This is a genomic window from Flavobacterium sp. RSSB_23, from assembly GCF_051547145.1.
Lineage (GTDB): Bacteria > Bacteroidota > Bacteroidia > Flavobacteriales > Flavobacteriaceae > Flavobacterium.
This window is the reverse complement of sequence record NZ_JBPTTO010000001.1, coordinates 166,133-186,759: the sequence shown is the minus strand read 5'-3', so window position 1 is coordinate 186,759 and position 20,627 is coordinate 166,133. Positions and strand designations below refer to the sequence as shown.

Sequence of the window (20,627 nt, the reverse complement as noted above, 5' to 3'; positions counted from 1 at the left end):
AAATCTGTCAGGTTTAATTTTTTTGGTTATATAAATCTTTTTATATATTTGTAAGTATATATAAGCCAATTAATTATGTTTCAAGCCTTAGAACATGGTAAGTATTACCATATTTATAATCGTGGAATAAATAGCACAACACTGTTTAACGAAAAAGAAAACTACGAACATTTCCTTAGACTATTCGAAACTCATATAAACCCAATTGCAGAAACCTTTGCTTGGTGTTTAATGAAGAATCACTTTCATTTTTTAGTTCGAATAAAAGAACTTTCTGAAAAAAATACAGAGAAAAGTATTTTACCTTCTCAATCCTTTTCAAATTTATTTAATGCTTACACCAAAGCTTATAACAAAAGATATAATCGACATGGTGCCTTATTTGAGAGACCTTTTAAAAGAAAACAAATTAATTATAATCCCTATTTACAAAATGTAATTGCTTACATACATAATAATCCTGTACATCATAAAATCTGCAACCATCCAATTGAATATTCATGGAGTTCATATCTCAGTTGTTTATCAGAAAAGCCAACAAAAATTAAAAGAAAAGAAGTAATAGAAATTTTTAATGATTTAGATAATTTTAAAAACACTCACCTACAAAAAGGTAATTATTTTGAAATTGAAAATTGGATTCAAACCTGACAGGTTTTAAAAACCTGTCAGGTTTAAAGAAGAAACTGTGTTATTTTCTTTGATTAAACCAGTCAGGTTTAAACAATTCTAAACCCACTCTTTAGCTTCTACATACGCTTCACTAATATAACTTAGGTATTGCACCATACGTGGTGAAGTACCGTAATTTGGTGTTGCGCAATGTGGCAGTGCTTGATGCCAAATCACCATATCGCCAGCAGAGGCGGTAATGGCTTGGGGTTTGAGTGTTGCTAAAGCGTGTGCTCTCGGATGAACACCCTCTGGAACCTGCTCCATCCAAGAAGCAATCTGATGATGAAAACCAGGCACACAACGAAAAGCGCCATCTTGTGGCCCACAATCAGATAAATAAATCAAGCCTTGCAATCGGAACGGAATGGGTAATTGCAAACTCACATCCCAATGTAAATCACTACCCTTAAAAGAATAACTCTGAGTCACTGGTGGGTTAAAACTTATTTTATCGATGGTTTTGTAAATAGCTTCAGACTGATACAGTTGTTCGAAAGCTTTCTTGATTCTCGCCGAAGCTCTGTTTTTTTCTAACAACGGATGGTCAAAAAAATTAACCATCATTCCGCGTTGTTGGGGATGGCTTTGGTACCAAGTTTCGGGTTGTTCTGGATGCATTCCCAAAAACTCCCAAATCAGCTGTTGGGTTGCAACACAATCCGCCTTTGAAATCGCATTAGGTAAAATAAGATACCCGTTGGTTTCAAAAAACTGCAATTCGTCATCACTTAAAACTGAAGTTTCTTGAGTGACCGATTGAATAAGTTTTCCTTCTTTTTCTTGCACCCAACTTTCAAATTCTTCAATAGAAGCTTTTTCAAAGTACAAATAATGCAAAGCTTCATCAATTCCGACTCCTCTTTTGTATAAATATTCTATTTCATGTGTCCAGTTTCCAGTCGTTTCTTTGACTCCTAAGGCTCGATTTCTGAAAGCAACAAGTAAGTGATTGGTATTCATAAGTACATCATTAACGCTATATCAAATATAACAAATGCAAAATGCATCATAATCTTAGATGTACTAAAGCCCAACTTTTTAGTTATGAAATCTGATTCTATTGCATGAATCATAAAAAAACCAGCTCTAAAGCTGGTTCTTTCATTTCTTCTTGACAATTTTATCCGATTTCTTCTTCGATTTCTTCTTTGGCTTTAGCAAGTCCTTTTTGGCTTTCAATCGATTGTCCACTTCATCTATTTCAAAAGAATCGTTTGCAAAAGAGGCTAATTTTACCTCCTTCATTACTTTTATTGCCTCTTCTATCTTGTGTTGACGTTCCAACAATTGCACTTTTTTTAATAAAATCGACATTTTATTAATCCCTTTAATCGTTAAGGCAAAATCAATTAATTTAGAAGCTTCTTCATAATCTTCATTCAAAAGCAAGGTTTCTAAATAATATGGATACACCGTTACGGCATCTATATTAATAGCCAATGCTTCTTGAAAATAAGTCTTAGCAGCTTCATAATTTTGCAATTGCTCTGTCTGAATTCTAGCATACAAACACAAAGCAGTTGTGTTTTTTGCATCGTATGACATTGCATAATCCAAAGATTCAATTGTTTCTTCTAAAGAATAAGGATAGTTATCCAAGGCCTGAAACAAATATTTATCTGTATTTTTCATTTTTTAATTCGTTTTTTAATTGCTGTCGTACAGCTTTAAATTTCTTCTCAGTTTTGAGTTTTTTAAAATCAGAACCTTCAAAAGTTCGAATTGGATTTCCGCGTTCCACTGCTAGTTGATTTGTCCATTGACTTTGAAATTGTTGTTTCAAAAGCTGCAATTGGACTTCATTTAGTTTAAGCAACAAACGCTCCATAGCCAATTTTTTATTCTGATGTTGCGAACGTGAATCCATGCTTACTACACTAATTCCCGTTGGTACATGTGTCGCTCGAATCGCCGAACTTACTTTATTCACGTGTTGTCCACCAGCTCCCGAGCTTCGCATCGCTTGATACTGAATGTCTTTTTCAGAAAAAGCACGAGATGGAATCGTATCTATTTCGAAAATTCCAATAAACCAATTACTACGTTTGTGAAACTTTCTAAAGGTACTTTTCCCAATCCATTGAATGGTTCCCACCCATGAATCCTTAAATTCAGAAGCATCTTTTCCAATAATTTGGACCATTGCCGAAGCTACTGTTCCATTTTCGGAACCTGCTTCGTGTTGCAAAACAGTTGCTTTCATTTGTAAAGCTTCCGCTTCTTGCAACACTTTTTTCAGGACTTGAGCCACTACCCAAGTGCATTCTGCTGGTCCTCTTCCCGATGTTATTTGTATTATCTTTTCCATCTTATCGGTCCATTCTAACAATTTTTGGTGTAAAAGTGCCTAACACATCCACCAATTCCGTTTGTAAATTCATCACCGTATGAATGTTTTTATACGCCATTGGTGCTTCGTCAATATTGCCCCCGATTAGAGAAACATCGTTGTCAGCCAAAACTTTTTTAATCTGACTTTGTGTAAAAGTAGCTTTGCATTTCGCTCTCGAAAACAAACGTCCCGCTCCGTGCGAAGCCGATTGCAAACTTTCTTCATTTCCTTTACCCAATACAATAAATCCTGGCGCTGTCATCGAACCCGGAATGATTCCTAATTGTCCTTTAGCAGCAGGCGTGGCTCCTTTTCGGTGCACTATACATTCTTTGCCATCAACCATTTCTTTCCAAGCAAAATTGTGATGATTTTCAATGGTTACCACAATGCGTTTTCCTAGCGCTTTAGCCAATCTTCTGTGAATATCTTCATGACAAGCTTTGGCATAATCGCCTGCTAAATTCATAGCCAACCAATACTCTTGACCATCATGTGTATTCAAATCCAACCAAGCCAAATGCTGTACATTTTTGGGTAACGGACATTGTTTACTTGCCAAATACGTGTAATGTTTGGCGATATTGGCACCCAAGCCGCGTGAACCGCTATGCGATAAAACTGCCACGTATTCTTTGGCTTCCAACTTCCATTCAGGTAAGGGATTGTCTAATTTCACAATTCCGAATTCCACAAAATGGTTTCCTCCACCAGATGAGCCCAATTGCTTGTACGCTTTGTCTAACAACTGTTTCACAACTGGAATGGTTTTGAATTCGTCTCGGTAAAAGACTTCATTATCGGCTTTAATCTTATGCGTTTCACTCATTCCAAATTTGGTATTGTCTTTCAAAATGGCTTGCAATTGATGGTCTTTCCCTTTAAGAAAAGACGCAGGCAAATCGAAAATCGATAAACTCATTCTACAACCAATATCTACTCCTACACCATACGGAATTACCGCATTATCTGTGGCTAAAACACCCCCAATTGGCAATCCGTAACCAGAATGTGCGTCCGGCATTAAAGCACCTTTTACCGAAATAGGCAATTTTAAAGCGTCATACAATTGAAACTTTGCTTGCTCGTCAATTTCGTTTTCTCCAAAGATGGAAAAAGGGGCTCGAGTCGTTTTCAATTGATTGAATTTTACTTGAACGGGATTGACTAAACCTTCAGCTACTTTTCCCCAAGTACCGTCTCCTTTGAATTTTTCTGGATGTAGCAATACTTGTTTAGCTTCAGTTAAAATACTTTCCTTTTTCTCTTTTTTTCGATATCTGTTGATTTGCCCTAAGGCAATATTTATGGCATTATTTTTTGGGAAGCCTAATTTGATTAAGTCTTTCCCGGATAGTTTATTTCCCATGATTATTTTAAAAATGATTCATAACAATGCGCAAAAACTTACCAAGAAGGCAAAGCAATAGCACATTGCATTTTTTTTGAATACGTTTCGGGAAAGTTTTTGAAGGTTCTAGAATAAACAAAAAAAAGCCCGAAACTAAATGTCTTCGGGCTTTTTCATATATGTTGTTTTATCTATGATTGTGAGAAGCCACGAAGAAAAGCTACACCAGTTCCAACTGATGCGTCGCTTTGAGGTAATGATTTAAATACAAACATTTTCTTCGCTGTTAAAAGGTTACTAATTTTCTGGCACAAAGATTTATTTTTATTTTTCAATTTTCCTAATAAATTCTATTTTTTAAGCAATAAAAAACACTAAGACATTAACAAACAGTTAATTAAAATCAAAAAAAATATTATTTGACAGTGATTTACAACAAAAAAAGCTATGAATTGAATCATAGCTTTCTTTAAAATAATTGTAAAATACTTAAATCGAATGTACCGTTGCGTTACTGTTAGCAACAATAACCGAGGTGTCATAGCCTCCAAAAGCTTTTAAATAACTTCGCAATGAAGTACCATAAGCATCACGGAAATACCTTTTTCCTTTGTGTCTAAAAAATTTCTTTACCGTACCAGCTCCTGCTAAATGTGCAGCAGCCAAAATACCAGACTCGGTAATTAAAATTCCATCAATAACGCTTCCTTCGTGTTTCTCGATAACCGATTGCAACAAGGATTTGTTTTTGGACAAAAGCGCAATAAAGGCTTTTTCTTGTAATGCTGGATTGTTTAAAAAATGGTGATGATTTTGTACACCAATCGCTCGAAGTGTTTGCACACCAAATTGATATTTCCCTAAGTAACCAAAAGAATTTACTTTTTGATATTTACCTCTAGATTCTTTGTGAGCAATAGCTTCTTTGAAGCCTACAAATAAATTCTTGGTAAAGGGAATGTCTGCAATAGACGTTTCGTTGGAAGGAAAAGCTGAAATTGTAGTTTCCTTTTCTACAGGTTGAACCACTGGACTGAGGCTCTTTTTTTCGTTTTTAAAACCTAAGCTTAAAAAGGCAACAATACCCATTAAACTCAAGAAAAAATACCATTTCTTTATCATAAATTGTTTTTCTTCACGCGCTGTCACCTTGTGAAATTTCTACACGCAAAGATACCACTTTAAAAAAGGAGACTGAAAAACAGTAAGTTAAAAATTGTTAAAAGTACAAGGAGTGTACCTTAAAGCCAGTGTGAGTGCTATATGACAAAGTTGGAGCAGGTACTTTTATGGTGTTAAAAACCGAAAAAAGGGTCTTTAAAAAAGAATTTTTAGTAGTAATTTTCGTTAAATCAATATCAAAACTAAGATAAAACTGTCTGTATCGTTGATCTTTTGGATCAATTCCTGAGAGCATCCCGTCAGCCCCGTATCCAAATGCTAGGTTCAACCATTTTGGAATTTTAGATCCTTTGAAAAAAGAATGCATATTCGCCGATAACCAATAGGTTTGTCCATTGTAATCTTTCAGTAACTGCTCTGAAAAAGTACTCCCTAATTTATTGGGATTTTGTGCTGCAAATGAAGTCGTGTGAAAAGAAAACTTTGGGATAATTCGTTGTTCCTTCCAAAGCAACTCTTGCGAAACATAAAATCCAGTGCCAAGTGCATTGGCTATAATATCTCCAGATGAAGCTCCCCATTCAGCAGAATAGCCATCCATCACTTCAACTATAGACAAAAAAGCAAAACCTAAAGTAGCACCATAAATCAGCTGATCTTGTTTTCGAACGCCACTCCAATGTAAAGCTTCGGCACCAAAACGTCCCAAATGATAAGCAGAATACAAATGTCCTATTTTGTCCATCTGCAACCACTCGGCATTGTCATTAATAAAATGAAAATTTGATTTAGGATAATCCGCGTACCAGAGTTGATTCAGTCCTAACAAAGTAGCACCTCCCAACACCGTTTCGGTAATGATAACAGCGTTTCTTCTTTGAATATTTAAAGAATCGGATGGGGTAAAAAAAGAGTTTGGAGCCTCTTGTGCAAAAAGCCCAAAAGTGCTCCAAAAAAAAAGTAGCAATCGAAACATCGTATTTCGAAAGGAATTGATTATCGTTTTACTCCTTGATTGTTGATCCAATCTGAATACTTTTTAGCATTAATATTATGCTCTGGCAAGGTAGCAGCAAACTCATGATATCCAAAACGATCTACACTTGCACAAAAATAAAGGTAATTGTGCTTTTCAGGTGCCAAAACCGCTTCAAGTGCTGTGATATCAGGCATAGCAATTGGACCTGGGGGTAAACCTATATTTTTATAGGTATTGTAAGGCGAGTTTAAAAACAAATCATTGTAAAACACGCGCTTAATTACTTGATTAAAATCATTGCTTTTCTTTTTTAAAGCAAAAATCACAGTGGGATCTGCTTGCAAAGGCATTCCTTGTTTCATTCGGTTCAAATAGACTCCTGCGATACGAGGTCTTTCGTCTTTTTTAACCGATTCTTTATGAACAATAGAAGCTAAAATCGTTGCTGTAACAGGAGTTAAACCTTGTTGAGCCGCTTGTTGGGTTCTTTTTTCATTCCAAAAAGTACGGTATTCTTTGATCATTTTATCACGGAACTTTTCAGCTGTAATATTCCAATATACTTCATAAGTATTGGCAATAAACATTACAAAAACATTATCCTCTGTAAAACCGTTTTCTTTAAGAAAAGTAGAATCTTTGAACGTAGTCAATAAAGACAAACTATCTGGTTCGATTTGTGAGCCCACACGACCTGCTAAGTTTTCTAAACGCTCTTGGTTGTTGAAAGCCAATTTCACAGGATCATTGATTCGCATGGTTTTTACCAAATCATAACTACTCATTCCGTTTTTAAGTAAAAATCGCCCTGACTTCACGTTTTCTGGATAACTCGTTTTCCCAGCTACCAATTCAAATCGTTGCATGTCTTCAACATAAGGTGAAATGAGTTTTTTGACTGCCTCATAATCAGAACCCGTTGGAACATAAACATATACTTTCTCTTCTGTGAATTTAGTATTGGCACTAAAAATTTGACGAATCAATACAAAACCGTACACTAATAACACAGCGGCAACTACTACAGCTCCGATTGAAATGATTTTTTTTACGTTCAAAATATAAAATTTTAAAATTTATGATTAATTAACTGAAAGATAGCCTCGTCTTTGTAGGAACCATTTACTAAAATCCAATCTTTTTTTGTTCCAATTTTTTCGAAGCCAAATTTAGTAAAAAGAGCAATACTAGCGGTGTTTTCAACGCTTATATTTGCATAAAGCTGATGTAAATTCAAGTCATAAAAAGAATACCGAATCAAAAGTTCTAAAGCTTCAGAACCTATTTGCTGATTTCTATTCCCTGCTGACTGAATAACGATTCCAATTCCTGCTCTATTATTTTTGGGGTCAAATTCAAACAAATCAATGAGTCCAACAGCTGGAAAATCTTGGTCTTTACATATTGCTAACCGCAATTGTTTGGCTTCGTAGATGTCTTGATGGGCATTTTCTAAATACTGCTTGACCAAGAAACGACTGTAGGGCGTTTGCGTGTTGCTCACTTCCCAAATACTTTGGTCGTTTTCCATAGCATATACAAACTCCAAGTCATTGGGTTCTAAAGCTCGTAAATAAACTGTTTTCCCTTTTAATGTATTCATCAAGATGTTAGAATAATTAGATTTCGATTTGACCTTTGAAGACGAATTGTGCAGGTCCTTTTAAGAATACATTGGTATACTGACCTCCTAATTGCTCAAAAGATACTTCAAGCTTTCCTCCTTCTACCTTCAAATGAATCGCATTAGAAGCGGTAACTCCCGTTGCATTCATAGCAATCGCGACTGCTGTAACCCCTGTACCACAAGCCAAAGTTTCATCTTCTACTCCGCGTTCGTATGTGCGAACTGCAAACGTATCTTCGTTTATTTGAGAAACAAAATTAACATTACTACCCGCCTTGCCATACAAATCACTGTAACGAATTGCGGCACCATTTTCCTTTACATTATAATGCTCAAGGTCATCTACAATTTGAACGTGATGCGGTGAACCTGTATTCAAAAAAGAAAATTCTGGAGTGATTTTTAATTCATTTACGTCTATCATCTGTAAAGAAACCAATCCATCTGCAGCAACGGTAGCATGATGTAGCCCATCGGTAGCGATAAAAGTTGTGGCATTATTTATAACGTTCAATTGTTTTGCAAAAGCCACCAAACAACGGCCTCCGTTTCCGCACATCGAACTTTCGTTCCCATCAGAATTATAGTAAACCATACGAAAATCCGTATCGCTATCATTTTCGAGTAAAATCAAACCATCCGCACCAATTCCAAATCGTCTATCGCATAAACGCTCAATTAGAGTAACATCCTCTTTTGGAAAAAAAAGAGAGCGATTATCAATCATCACAAAATCGTTTCCTGTTCCTTGGTACTTATAAAAATCTAGTAGCATTTTTTAGTAATTTTAATGCACAAAAGTACGATTAATAATGAAAAGTTAAACACTGTTAAAGTGCGTTAAACTACTTTTTTAGCAAAAAGACATCTATTAAATTTGTGACCAAATAACTAATAAAACTAAATTGTATTATGAAAAAATTTTCATCCTTATTTTTGGTATCGTTACTTAGTGGTGCTACCACTTTGGGAGCTTACAAGCTTTTATTTGAGGGCAATGGGTATTTTTCTAATGACAAAAAAGGCATTGTAACAGTCGCATCAGAAAATTACGGAAGAAATGTAGGTCTCTCAGCAGAAGCAGTCGATTTTACTGAAGCAGCTGACAAAGCCGTTCACTCAGTAGTTCACGTAAAAAATGTATCTCGTAGAACCGTAAGTAATCCTATTATGGAATTTTTCTACGGCTATGGAGGCGGACAATTACAAGAACAAGTAGGAACAGGTTCAGGAGTAATAATCTCTGAAGATGGTTATATCGTGACGAATAATCACGTAATCAAAGACGCTTCAGAAATCGAAATCACACTGAACAATAAAAAGACCTATCCTGCCAAATTAATCGGAACCGATTCTAAAATGGACATTGCTTTGTTGAAAATCACTGCCGATGAAAAATTGCCTTACACGGTTTTTGCTAACTCTGATAACGTAAAAGTAGGTGAATGGGTTTTGGCTGTTGGTAATCCTTACAACTTAAACTCAACAGTAACTGCAGGGATTGTTTCCGCCAAAGCTAGAAACTTAGACGCAAGAGGCATACAGTCGTTTATTCAAACCGATGCCGCTGTAAATCCAGGAAATTCAGGTGGTGCGTTGGTAAATGCAAGAGGAGAATTAATCGGAATCAATACGATGATTTCTTCACCAACTGGAAGTTATACGGGTTATTCTTTTGCTGTACCTTCTAATAATGCTAGAAAAATCATTGAAGATTTAATGGAATTCGGTAACGTGCAACGAGGCATTCTTGGTGTAGAAGGTGGCGAATTGAACAGCAAAACTTCAAAAGATTTAGGCGTAAATGAAACTCAAGGTTTTTACATTAATAAAGTAAGTAAAAACTCGGGAGCTGAAAAAGCTGGTTTGCAAAAAGGAGATATCATTGTAAAAATTGACAACCAAAACATAGCAACATTTGCGGATTTGTCAGGATACATTAATACTAAACGCCCGAATGACAAAGTAGCTGTCAACTATATTCGTGAGGGTAAAAATAAATCGACTACAGTAACCTTGAGCAAAAACGAATATTTTAGTTCAGAGTTCAAAGGAATCGAGGTAGAAAATATTGATGCTGCCGACAAAAAGAAATTCAAAATTGATTATGGTGTAAAAATCAAAGCCATCACCAATGAACGTTACCAACAATATGCGGATGAATTACAAGGCAATATCATTTTGAGTATCGACAATGTAAAAGCTACGAATGTTGAAACTGTTTCAAAAATCATGAAAAACAAAGAGGAGCAACAAAGCATCCGAATTGAAATGATTAACCGAAATGGAGAAATTTTCAGAATAATTATCTAACACTACATAGCAGAAATCCAATAGCCATCACGCTCCAAAGCATGATGGCTTTTTTTTATAAAAAAAAATTGCAAAACAGTTTACGAAATCGATTGAAATAGGGTACTTTTGCAAAAAATTTAAAAAACACAACTTTATTTTTTTACAAAAAACCCATATGAGTACAACACAATTATACGAAAAAGAAGTTACGTTACAAGCCGACAGAAGACGGTCTGGAGTAGAATTAATCAAAATTATTAGCGACTTATGGTATGACAAATCCATCGAATTGGTTTTATTCAGAAACCATTTGATTGACAGAAATGTGAGCGAAATTCTAAACTTGCACGAATATGCAGGAGAATTTGTTGGAAAACCCATTTCAATTTCTGATTCTGTAGAAATCGCTAGTGTAATTCTATCTTTAGACTTACCACCTTCTAAATTAGATATCGGAAAATTGACTTACGAATACGGTCTTTTGGACGAAAAATATCCAGATGCTAGACATTTTGTCATTGACAAATTAAAAGAAGCCAAAACAAGTGATGAAATTCAACCAAAAGATGTTGTATTGTATGGTTTTGGAAGAATTGGGCGTTTATTGGCTAGAGAATTGATGTCTAAAACAGGCAAAGGAGACCAAATGCGTTTGAGAGCCATTGTAACTCGAGATAAAAACGATGCTACTAGCTTAGAAAAAAGAGCTTCTTTATTGCGTTACGATTCCATTCATGGCGATTTTAATGGTTCTGTTATTGCCGATCCAGCCAACAATGCTTTAATCATCAACGGGACTACCGTTCATATGATTACTGCCAATACTCCAGAAGAAATTGATTATACTGCTTACAATATTGACAATGCCTTAGTAATCGACAACACGGGAGCATTCACTACTCAAGAAGCTTTGAGTCGTCACTTGACTTCAAAAGGAACCGATAAAGTATTGCTTACAGCACCTGGAAAAGGAGTACCAAATATTGTGCACGGGGTAAACCAAAACGAATACAATCCAGACGAAGTGTCTATTTTCTCAGCGGCTTCTTGCACAACTAATGCCATCACTCCAATTTTGAAAGCTATCGAAGATACTTTGGGAGTTGTAAAAGGACATTTAGAAACCATTCACGCCTACACCAACGATCAGAATTTGGTTGACAACATGCATAAAAAATACCGTCGTGGTAGAGCTGCTGCCTTAAATATGGTAATTACTGAAACAGGTGCTGGTAGTGCGGTTGCCAAAGCCTTACCATCATTAGAAGGAAAATTAACTTCAAACGCGATTCGTGTTCCTGTTCCAAATGGCTCCTTAGTGGTTTTGAATCTTGAAGTTAACAAAGCAACTTCTGTCGAAGGTATTAACAACATTATGAAAAAATACGCTTTAGAAGGCGAATTGGTAGAGCAAATCAAATACTCGTTGAACAACGAATTGGTTTCTTCGGATATTGTGGGAACTACAGCCCCTTCAATCTATGATAGCAATGCCACTATTGTTTCTAAAGACGGAAAAAACATAGTATTGTACATTTGGTACGATAACGAATACGGCTACAGCCATCAAGTAATTCGTTTGGCCAAATACATTTCAAAAGTAAGACGTTATACTTACTATTAGTAGATAAAACCAACGTTAATTATAATTCAACAAACCATCAAGAGGCAACTTTTGATGGTTTTTTTTAACTAAGATGAAAGAAAGTAGCAATTCAACAATACACAGTTAACTTAACCGCAAGGTTCGCAAAGATTTACGCAAAGTTCGCAAAGGCCAAGACAACAACTATAAACTACAAACAATAAACAACAAACAATTTTTTAAATCGGTAATACCGTTGTACTTTTCACTTCAGAGATGATAAAGAAACTATTGATCAAACTAACCTCGGGCAACACCGATAACTTCTTTTGATGAAAATGATGGTAACTTTCCATATCAGGCAAGACCACTTTTAGCAAATAATCAAAGCTACCCGAAACAAAATCACATTCCACTACTTCAGGTAAATTCAGAATCGCTTCATTAAAGGCTTCCGAGATATCAAACGTTTGTTTTACAAGAGTAACTTGGCAAAAAACGGTCAAGTTCTTCCCTAACTTTTTCTTATTGAGCACCGTAACATATTTATCAATAACTCCCTCTTTTTCAAGACGTTTCACTCGGTCGTGAACTGGTGTTAAAGACAAATTAATTTGGTTTGCAATGTCTTTTAGCGTCAAATGCGCGTTCGCTTGCAAAAGCCGTAAGATTTTTTTGTCGGTTTCATCTATATTCATAATCAAGGTATTTTTTCTAGATGGGATTCTTTAGATAATTTTTCTTTTTAAATCCAAAAAAACGTTTTCGTAAAGAAATATTTAAGGCTAAATTACACAAATAAATTAATTTTTTCCTATTTAATGGTAGTATGTAAAAACTTTTTCTTTTTAAATTACTTTTATCCTTTCAAACAAGTAGTAATTTAAATCTCTCTCATATGATTATTGGTGTTCCAAAAGAAATCAAAAATAACGAAAACCGCGTAGCTCTTACACCAGCTGGTGTAGCCGAATTCAAAAAACAAGGGCATACTGTATATGTACAAACCAATGCTGGAATCAACAGCGGTTTTGCTGATCAATCTTATATAGATGCAGGAGCATCCATTCTTCCAACTATCGAAGCAGTGTATGACATTGCTGAAATGATCATAAAAGTAAAGGAGCCAATCGCTTCTGAATATCCTTTGATTAAAAAAGACCAATTATTATTCACTTATTTCCACTTTGCTTCTTCTGAGCCTTTAACACACGCAATGTTAGAGCGTGGAGCAGTTTGTTTGGCTTACGAAACGGTAGAAAAAGCAGATCGTAGCTTGCCTTTATTGGTGCCAATGTCTGAAGTAGCGGGACGTATGTCTATCCAAGAAGGAGCTAAATATTTAGAAAAACCAATGAAAGGAAAAGGAATCCTTTTAGGTGGTGTACCAGGTGTTCCTCCAGCGAACGTAGTAGTTTTAGGTGGTGGAATCGTAGGAACTCAAGCAGCTAGAATGGCCGCTGGTTTCGGAGCAAGAGTAACCATTATGGACGTAAGCTTACCACGTTTGAGATATTTGTCTGATGTAATGCCAGCTAACGTAGTAACTCAAATGTCAAATCATTACAACATTTGCGAAGCGATCAAAACTGCCGATTTAGTAATTGGTGGTGTATTAATTCCTGGAGCGAAAGCGCCTCACTTAATCACTCGCGATATGCTAAAATTAATGAGCCCTGGAACCGTAGTAGTAGACGTAGCTGTTGACCAAGGAGGTTGTATCGAAACTTGTAAACCAACCACTCACGAAGACCCAACGTTCATCATTGATGATATTGTTCACTATTGTGTGGCCAATATGCCAGGTGCAGTGCCTTACACTTCAACTTTAGCATTGACCAATGCGACTTTGCCTTACGCAATTCAATTGGCCAACAAAGGATGGAGAAAAGCCTGCGAAGAAAACAAAGAATTAAAATTAGGATTGAACGTAGCCAACGGAAAAGTAGTATACCGTGGCGTTGCCGAAGCTTGGGATTTACCTTTGCACGAAGTAGAAAGCGTTCTAGCAGAAGAAGCTGTTTGCTAATTCCTTAGAGTTAATACCAATAACTTATTTAAAATAGTCCATTTTGTCAGTTCGAGCGCAGTCGAGAACCCTCGTTACATCTCGACTGCGCTCGATATGACAAGAATACAATTGAACTATATTGAAATAGTATTTGTTATAACATACAAAATCCGTCTCGTTGCAAAACCAGACGGATTTTTTTATGCTTATTTTGGAGCGGAAAGAATAGGCTTTTTTGTGGTCATCGTCCTGCTCTCCGCTATATCTTTGCTTTTTAACCCAAAAAGCAAAGGATGCCGCTGCGATCAGGGCTAAAAGCTGAGAATTGGCTTTCTTGTTTTTCCTAAAACAATAATTACATCGGTAATTATCTGTTATCTGCTTTACGCTGCGTAACATAATACACTGGAATACCCGTAAGCATAATCAATACACCCCAACCGCAAGTAGAGAATTTGGTAAACAATAACGAAATACAAATTGCCGAAGCAATTACAATATACAAACCTGGCAAAAAAGGATAGCCAAACGCTTTGTAAGGACGCTCAGCGTCGGGCATTTTTTTACGCAGAATAAAAATACCGTAGATGGTTAAAATGTAAAAAATCAATACAATGATGATTACAAAATCCAATAAATCGCCGTATTTACCTGTCAAACACAATGCCGAAGCCCAAAAACACTGTGCCCAAAGCGCCCATCCAGGAACACTTTTCTCATTCAGTTGTGCAGCTTGTTTGAAAAACAAACCATCTTTGGCCATTGTATAATACACTCGGGAGCCCGCCATAATCAATCCGTTGTTGCAGGCAAAAGTCGAAATCATAATCATCACTGCAATAATCACGGTACCGTAGTCACCAAACGTATATTGAGAAGCAACCACCGCTACCCTATCGGATTTGGCTGTGGCAATTTCTTCTATCGGAATAACCGCTAAATACATCAAATTGGTCAACACATAAATAATCGTCACAATGAAAGTCCCTAGAAACAAACTCAAGCCCACATTGCGTTTTGGATTTTTCAATTCGGCCGCAATAAAAGTAACCCCGTTCCAAGCATCACTAGAGAACAACGACCCCACCATAGCTGCCGAAATTCCAGCCAATAAAGCCGTACCAGCAATTGGTGTCCATTGTTTTGTATCTAAATTATAGGACTTGGTTTCCCATACATCCGTCCAATTCACGTCCCAAACTTCGGCTTTTGCCGCAAGGATGAATCCAAAAACAATCAATCCAAAAAGCGACAAAATTTTAATAATCGTAAGCACGGTTTGCAACGTTTTGCTGTCTTTCACCCCGCGACTGTTGAGATAGGTTAAGAAAACAATCGTAATAATCGAAACAATTTGAGCCGCGTTGAGTTGAAAAGCACCCAAATCGAGCAAAATATTTTCATCACTCAACGATGGTATCAAATAAGCAGCAAACTTAGAAAAACCTACACCCACCGCAGCAATAGTTCCGGTTTGAATCACTGCAAAAAAACTCCATCCGTATAGAAACGCAATCAATTTGTTGTAAGCTTCTTTTAGATACACATATTGACCGCCTGCATTGGGCATCATAGCACTCAATTCGCCATAACTCACCGCAGCAATCATAGTAATGAGGCCAGAGATTAACCAAATTAAGGTAAGCCAAGCGGCAGAACCTACTTGTCGCGCAATATCGGCACTAACAATAAAAATTCCTGAACCAATCATAGAACCAACAACGAGCATCGTACCGTCTAAAAGTCCGAGTTCGCGTTTAAAATCTTCGGGTTTGTTTTCTTGCATAGGTAAAATTTAATTTTTTATAAATAAACGTATATTTTTTGATTAGTTGCTATTAAAAAAAGTAGGAATGAAAAATACTTCCATTCAAAGTGCTTTTTTTGACAAAATGTAGCCTTAGACCTCAGCAATGCAATCTATTGAAAAAAAATTACTTCAAGGCTTTTTTCAATTTTTCGAAATCCAATTGATTTTCCCAATTCGCCACAACAATCGTAGCTACCGCATTGCCAATAAAATTAGTAAGTGCACGGCATTCCGACATAAATTTATCAATACCAAGAATGAGCGTCATTCCAACCACTGGAACATCAGGAACGACTGCTAATGTTGCCGCCAAAGTAATAAATCCAGCTCCCGAAACGCCCGCAGCTCCTTTTGAACTTAGCATAGCCACTAATAATAAAAGTAGTTGCTTTTCGATAGGTAAATTTACATCACAGGCTTGAGCAATAAAGAGTGCTGCCAAAGTCATATAAATATTCGTACCATCTAAATTGAAAGAATAGCCTGTTGGAATTACCAATCCAACGACTTGTTTCGCACAGCCCGCTTTTTCTAGTTTTTTCATCACGTTGGGTAAGGCTGATTCAGAAGAGCTTGTTCCCAATACCAAAACCAATTCTTCCTTAATGTATCGGAGTAGTTTGAAAATATTGAATTTATTATACCACGACACCGCACCCAACACGACGAGGACAAAAAATGCAGAAGTAAGGTAAAAAGTGCCAACTAAACCCGCCAAATTCAATAGCACACTCAATCCAAATTTGCCTACCGTAAAACCCATAGCACCAAATGCGCCAATAGGTGCTAATTTCATCAGAATTTCAACAATCTTAAAAATAGGATGAGATAAAGCGTGTAGAAAATCCAAGACGGGTTTGCTTTTATCAATGGTCAACGTAATCCCAATACCAAACATAATCGAGACGAAAAGGACTTGTAAAATACTATCGCCTGTGAGTGAACTCATCAACGACTTTGGAATAATATCTAAAACAAATTTGGACAAATTATGGTCTTGGGTAGCATCTACATACTCTTGAATGGATTTTGGGTCTAACGATTTTGGGTCAATGTGTAGCCCTGCCCCTGGCTGAATAAGATTGCCAACCAGCATTCCAATTACCAAAGCTAAGGTTGAAAAGGTCATAAAATACAAAAACGCCTTGCCAGTAATTCTTCCCATTGTTTTTAAATCAGCCATAGAGGCAATTCCTGTGGAAACCGTGATAAAGATGACTGGAGCGATAATCATTTTTACCAAAGCAATAAAACCATCTCCAAGTACTTTCAACTGCACCGCTTTTTCGGGAACAAAATGCCCTAATAACACTCCGAAAACTATGGCTATAAGTACTTGAAAATACAACGCTTTATACCAAGGTTTTGGCTGCATTTCGGTGGTGTGAATTTCAACTTGCATAAGGGTATTTTTTGGTTTTAGTTGGCTAAAGATATACTTTTTTGCTAAAATCTGAACGTCTCGAAAAAAGAATAGGATTCGAATGGATATAGAAAAATGCACAAATAATCCTATAAACTCAAAAGAGAGTGAAACTTTTTTTAGTATTTTTGAAGATGTCTCCAAAAGGGCACTATGATGACTTTTAGCCCCGGGAGGAGCGGCATCCTTTGTCTTTTTTCTTTAAAAAGACAAAGATATAGCGTATCACGGGACTTTGATGGCCAAAAAGCCTCTTGTTACTGCTCCTAAAAATCAACCAATTAAAATTTTAAAATGTTAGAACGCATCGACATCATCAACAATTTTAATCCCTTAAAAGGAGATTCAGGCACTGACACTTTTGTGAGGTACAGAAAGAGTAAACGACAATTAATATTTAATGCCGTATTAGTTGGATTCTGTTTTCTGTTTGTTTTTTAGCAATCATCAATGAGTACTTTGCTAGCAGTTATCTTCCAAAATGGAATAAAAGTTCAGGTATACTCTTACTTCTTTTTTCATTTTTCATAAACTTTAAAACGGAGATTTACAAAAGCATTTTATTACGCCATTTGAGTAGTATTGAGAATACAAACTGTACTAACTTTACAAACATTAATGCGAATTTAGAAGCCATTCTTGTTAAGATATCAGACGTTAAAAGAGGGATTCCTCTTATATTACTAGCCATTTTAATAGTTGTGGGTGGCTTATTACAATCTTTTATGGATGGGGCATTACCGTATTGGAACTATTTCATACTCCCTTTAATCCTCTTATTGCTTTTAAGTATTTATAGAACGTTTTCCAATTACAAAGCCTTAAAAGAAAACATTGTTACATTTGAAAATCAAACAATTTACGCCTAATTCTCCAATGAAAAAACTACTCCTATCCCTATTCTTTTTGGTATTTACCGTTTCTGCTGCTACTGCACAAACGCAGTTAGAGATGAACGAAAAAGCCTCGCTAGACTACAAAAAAGCCGATACAGAACTCAACAAAGTCTATAAAAAGTTGGTTTCGCTTTTGGACAAAAATGAAAAAGTGTTACTCATTCAAGCGCAAAAAGACTGGATAAAATACAGAGACTCCCATTGTAAATATGAAGCCGACCCTTATACGGGTGGAAGCATAAAACCTTTAATTTTGTTGACTTGTTTGGAGGAAATCACCAAAGAAAGAACCAAGCATTTGAAAGAAAGTCTCAAAAATATAAACCAATAAATTATGGAAAACGTAGCCTCTTATTTAGCGAAATTTCCCGAAGCGAGTCAGAAAAGAATGCAGCAAATTAGAGCGCTCATTTTGGAAAAAGCGCCCGAGGCTCAAGAAAGTATTAGCTACGGAATGCCCGCCTACAAAACCAATGGGAAGCCGTTGATTTACTTTGCGGCTTTCAAAAATCACATTGGCTTGTATGCCACGCCTTCTGGTCATTCGCATTTCGCTGAAGCACTTTCTTCCTACAAACAAGGCAAAGGCTCCGTGCAGTTTCCGAATGAACAGCCGCTGCCGCTTGATTTAATTGCTGAAATTATAGCTTTCAGGGTGGAAGAAAATGCAACTAAAGCGAAATAAAAAAACCTCATTTCGCTATGGCAGCAGCAAAATGAGGTTATTACAACAAACTACAAGTAACAAATTAAACTATTAAAACAAATTCTTCTATTTTTTTAAGCAATCGCGCAAAGCGAAATCGAGATTTTTAAATTGAAAGCGAAAGCCCAAATCGAGTAATTTATCATTAGAAACCCGACGCCCCGTGAGCAACAAAAGTGCCATTTCACCTAAAGCTAATTGCAACACAAAAGCAGGAACTTTGGGCAACCAAACCGAATATCCATAAATATGAGCTAAGGTTTTGGAGAAAAGCGTATTGGTTGTACTGTCTTCTATTGCCGCATTGTAGGCGCCTTGCATTGCTTCATTTTCTAGTGCTTCTAAATAAATGGCACACAAATCGTGAATATGAATCCAAGGCATATATTGATTCCCCGAACCCAATGCCGAACCGAATCCGTATCGAAAAACAGGTGCCATTTTTTGTAAAAAACCAGCACTTTCGCCCAAAACTAAACCAGTTCTCACTTTGACAGTTCGGATACCAAGTGGCGCAATTGCATCTACAGCTTTTTCCCATTCTAGGCATACTTTACCCAAAAAATCGTGCGCAGCTGGTGAAGTTTCAGTACAAATTCCTTCGCCATTCAACGCGCCGTAAATTCCGATTCCAGATGCAGAAATAAAAGCTTTAACATTATTCTTGTTTGACTGTAAAACCGATGCCAATAAAGCAGTAGATTGTACTCTACTATCTAAAATCGCTTTTTTGCGTTCTGCTGTCCAGCGTTTCTCTGCAATAGATTCTCCAGCAAGATGAATAATATAATCGGCATCCAAAACGGCTTTTTCTTCAATACAACCTGTTGCAATATCCCAAGTATAATAGGATACTGTTGAAGTATTTTTTTTAGGAGTCCGAGTCAATACGTTTATTGCAAACCCTCTTTCGGTCAATATTTTTATCAAATAACGACCAATAAAGCCTGTACCACCTGTTATTAAAACTGTCTTTTTCATCTTATTTTTTGTGTTATCAAAATAACTTATGCAAACATAGGTTAAAATTTTGTTTAACATTATTAATAATAAGTTAAACAATAGTATCTTTATACTCTAATTTAAACGGAACTAAAATGGCAACTAAAAAAACAGTACTTACCAAAGACAAAATCATATCATCCTATATGAATCACGTATTGGAAAACAATGAAAAACCAAAATCGATTTATCAATTTGCTCAGCAAAACGGATTTAGCGAAGCCGAGTTTTATACTTTTTTTGGAACACTTGAAGCTATCGAGAAGGAAATCTTCATTCAATTCTTTGATAAAACCATCGAATTGCTAGAAAAAAACCCAGCATATGCTAGTTATGAAATGCGTTCCAAACTGTTGAGCTTCTATTTTACTTTCTTTGAATTGCTTACTGCGAATCGAAGTTATGTTTTATATGCCTTGCAACAGCATAAAAATCAGTTAAAAAATGTAATGATTTTGGCTGATGTTCGTAAAAAATTCAAAAATTATATAGGTGAAATTACCACAGATGATTTCCGCATTCAAATAGAGCGTTTTCAAGAATACCAAGAAAAAGCGACAACCGAGTCATTATGGATTCAGTTTTTACTCACCTTAAAGTTTTGGATGGACGACAGTTCTGCTGGATTTGAAAAAACAGACATCTATATCGAAAAATCTGTGAAAGCTGCTTTCGAATTAATGAACATCACTCCTATTGAAAGTTTAATCGATTTTGGCAAATTTATTTTCAAAGAAAAAATACAAAAACAAGACTAAAAATGCGTGACTATCTGCTTGTTGTAACCAACAACAGCTCACAAACCCTTTATTA

General features: G+C 36.1%; 21 protein-coding genes. 7 read left to right on the top strand and 14 right to left on the bottom strand.

Going from position 1 to position 20,627, the window contains the following annotated elements; translation table 11 throughout:
• The first annotated feature begins 75 nt into the window (after positions 1-75).
• Positions 76-651: a transposase gene (locus ACSVH9_RS00905; protein WP_438062069.1), complete on the top strand. Its 576-nt coding sequence runs from the start codon at positions 76-78 to the stop codon at positions 649-651.
• Between the two features lie 78 nt (positions 652-729).
• Here the strand turns inward: ACSVH9_RS00905 and ACSVH9_RS00900 are convergent, their stop codons facing one another.
• From ACSVH9_RS00900 to dapF, 9 genes are all read right to left on the bottom strand, one after another.
• Entirely contained in the window at positions 730-1,635 is a 906-nt protein-coding gene (locus ACSVH9_RS00900) for a phytanoyl-CoA dioxygenase family protein (protein WP_438062068.1), read from the bottom strand.
• 141 nt (positions 1,636-1,776) lie between these two features.
• Positions 1,777-2,307, bottom strand: coding sequence for a hypothetical protein (locus ACSVH9_RS00895; protein WP_438062067.1), 531 nt, complete (start codon positions 2,305-2,307; stop codon positions 1,777-1,779).
• On the bottom strand, positions 2,291-2,983 hold the full coding sequence (gene prfH / locus ACSVH9_RS00890; protein WP_438062066.1) for a peptide chain release factor H: 693 nt from the start codon (positions 2,981-2,983) through the stop codon (positions 2,291-2,293). The genes ACSVH9_RS00895 and prfH overlap by 17 nt, the downstream gene beginning before the upstream one ends.
• 1 nt (position 2,984) lies before the next feature.
• On the bottom strand, positions 2,985-4,376 hold the full coding sequence (locus ACSVH9_RS00885) for an RtcB family protein (RefSeq protein WP_438062065.1): 1,392 nt from the start codon (positions 4,374-4,376) through the stop codon (positions 2,985-2,987).
• Positions 4,377-4,847: 471 nt separating this feature from the next.
• The gene (locus ACSVH9_RS00880) at positions 4,848-5,480 is read right to left on the bottom strand and encodes a peptidoglycan-binding protein LysM (protein ID WP_438062064.1); all 633 of its coding nucleotides are present in this window, start codon (positions 5,478-5,480) and stop codon (positions 4,848-4,850) included.
• Between the two features lie 97 nt (positions 5,481-5,577).
• A complete protein-coding gene (locus ACSVH9_RS00875) occupies positions 5,578-6,456 on the bottom strand; it encodes a DUF2279 domain-containing protein (protein ID WP_438062514.1) in 879 nt (292 codons plus the stop codon).
• Between the two features lie 20 nt (positions 6,457-6,476).
• A complete protein-coding gene (gene mltG, locus ACSVH9_RS00870) occupies positions 6,477-7,517 on the bottom strand; it encodes an endolytic transglycosylase MltG (RefSeq protein WP_438062063.1) in 1,041 nt (346 codons plus the stop codon).
• An 11-nt stretch (positions 7,518-7,528) separates the two neighbouring features.
• Entirely contained in the window at positions 7,529-8,062 is a 534-nt protein-coding gene (locus tag ACSVH9_RS00865; protein ID WP_438062062.1) for a GNAT family N-acetyltransferase, read from the bottom strand.
• Between the two features lie 16 nt (positions 8,063-8,078).
• Positions 8,079-8,861, bottom strand: a complete 783-nt coding sequence (gene dapF, locus ACSVH9_RS00860) for a diaminopimelate epimerase (protein WP_438062061.1) — start codon at positions 8,859-8,861, stop codon at positions 8,079-8,081.
• Positions 8,862-8,998: 137 nt separating this feature from the next.
• On the opposite strand from dapF, the gene ACSVH9_RS00855 reads away from it, so the two are divergent.
• Positions 8,999-10,399, top strand: coding sequence for a Do family serine endopeptidase (locus tag ACSVH9_RS00855; RefSeq protein ID WP_438062060.1), 1,401 nt, complete (start codon positions 8,999-9,001; stop codon positions 10,397-10,399).
• Between the two features lie 157 nt (positions 10,400-10,556).
• A complete protein-coding gene (locus tag ACSVH9_RS00850; RefSeq protein ID WP_315171731.1) occupies positions 10,557-12,005 on the top strand; it encodes a glyceraldehyde-3-phosphate dehydrogenase in 1,449 nt (482 codons plus the stop codon).
• 200 nt (positions 12,006-12,205) lie between these two features.
• Here ACSVH9_RS00850 and ACSVH9_RS00845 read toward each other — a convergent pair whose 3' ends face one another.
• Complete coding sequence (locus ACSVH9_RS00845; protein WP_159682727.1) at positions 12,206-12,664, bottom strand: Lrp/AsnC family transcriptional regulator; 459 nt, start codon at positions 12,662-12,664, stop codon at positions 12,206-12,208.
• 200 nt (positions 12,665-12,864) lie between these two features.
• On the opposite strand from ACSVH9_RS00845, the gene ald reads away from it, so the two are divergent.
• Positions 12,865-13,995, top strand: a complete 1,131-nt coding sequence (ald, locus tag ACSVH9_RS00840; RefSeq protein WP_300978446.1) for an alanine dehydrogenase — start codon at positions 12,865-12,867, stop codon at positions 13,993-13,995.
• Positions 13,996-14,344: 349 nt separating this feature from the next.
• Here ald and ACSVH9_RS00835 read toward each other — a convergent pair whose 3' ends face one another.
• The 3 genes from ACSVH9_RS00835 to ACSVH9_RS00825 all read right to left on the bottom strand — a co-directional run bounded on the left by ACSVH9_RS00835 (position 14,345) and on the right by ACSVH9_RS00825 (position 17,901).
• Positions 14,345-15,763, bottom strand: coding sequence for an APC family permease (locus ACSVH9_RS00835; RefSeq protein ID WP_438062059.1), 1,419 nt, complete (start codon positions 15,761-15,763; stop codon positions 14,345-14,347).
• A gap of 148 nt (positions 15,764-15,911) precedes the next feature.
• Positions 15,912-17,189 carry a dicarboxylate/amino acid:cation symporter gene (locus tag ACSVH9_RS00830; RefSeq protein ID WP_438062058.1) on the bottom strand — a complete coding sequence of 426 codons (1,278 nt, stop codon included), beginning with the start codon at positions 17,187-17,189 and terminating at the stop codon, positions 15,912-15,914.
• Between the two features lie 568 nt (positions 17,190-17,757).
• Entirely contained in the window at positions 17,758-17,901 is a 144-nt protein-coding gene (locus tag ACSVH9_RS00825) for a hypothetical protein (RefSeq protein ID WP_438062057.1), read from the bottom strand.
• A 152-nt stretch (positions 17,902-18,053) separates the two neighbouring features.
• Here ACSVH9_RS00825 and ACSVH9_RS00820 point away from each other — a divergent pair, with 152 nt between their 5' ends.
• Both ACSVH9_RS00820 and ACSVH9_RS00815 read left to right on the top strand, forming a co-directional pair.
• Positions 18,054-18,437 (top strand): lysozyme inhibitor LprI family protein, encoded by a 384-nt coding sequence (locus ACSVH9_RS00820; protein ID WP_438062056.1) that lies wholly within the window; start codon positions 18,054-18,056, stop codon positions 18,435-18,437.
• A 3-nt stretch (positions 18,438-18,440) separates the two neighbouring features.
• Complete coding sequence (locus ACSVH9_RS00815; RefSeq protein ID WP_438062055.1) at positions 18,441-18,791, top strand: iron chaperone; 351 nt, start codon at positions 18,441-18,443, stop codon at positions 18,789-18,791.
• Positions 18,792-18,878: 87 nt separating this feature from the next.
• On the opposite strand, the gene ACSVH9_RS00810 is transcribed toward ACSVH9_RS00815, so the two are convergent.
• Positions 18,879-19,793 (bottom strand): TIGR01777 family oxidoreductase, encoded by a 915-nt coding sequence (locus ACSVH9_RS00810; protein ID WP_438062054.1) that lies wholly within the window; start codon positions 19,791-19,793, stop codon positions 18,879-18,881.
• 116 nt (positions 19,794-19,909) lie between these two features.
• On the opposite strand from ACSVH9_RS00810, the gene ACSVH9_RS00805 reads away from it, so the two are divergent.
• Positions 19,910-20,572: a TetR family transcriptional regulator C-terminal domain-containing protein gene (locus ACSVH9_RS00805; protein ID WP_438062053.1), complete on the top strand. Its 663-nt coding sequence runs from the start codon at positions 19,910-19,912 to the stop codon at positions 20,570-20,572.
• Positions 20,573-20,627 lie beyond the last annotated feature (55 nt).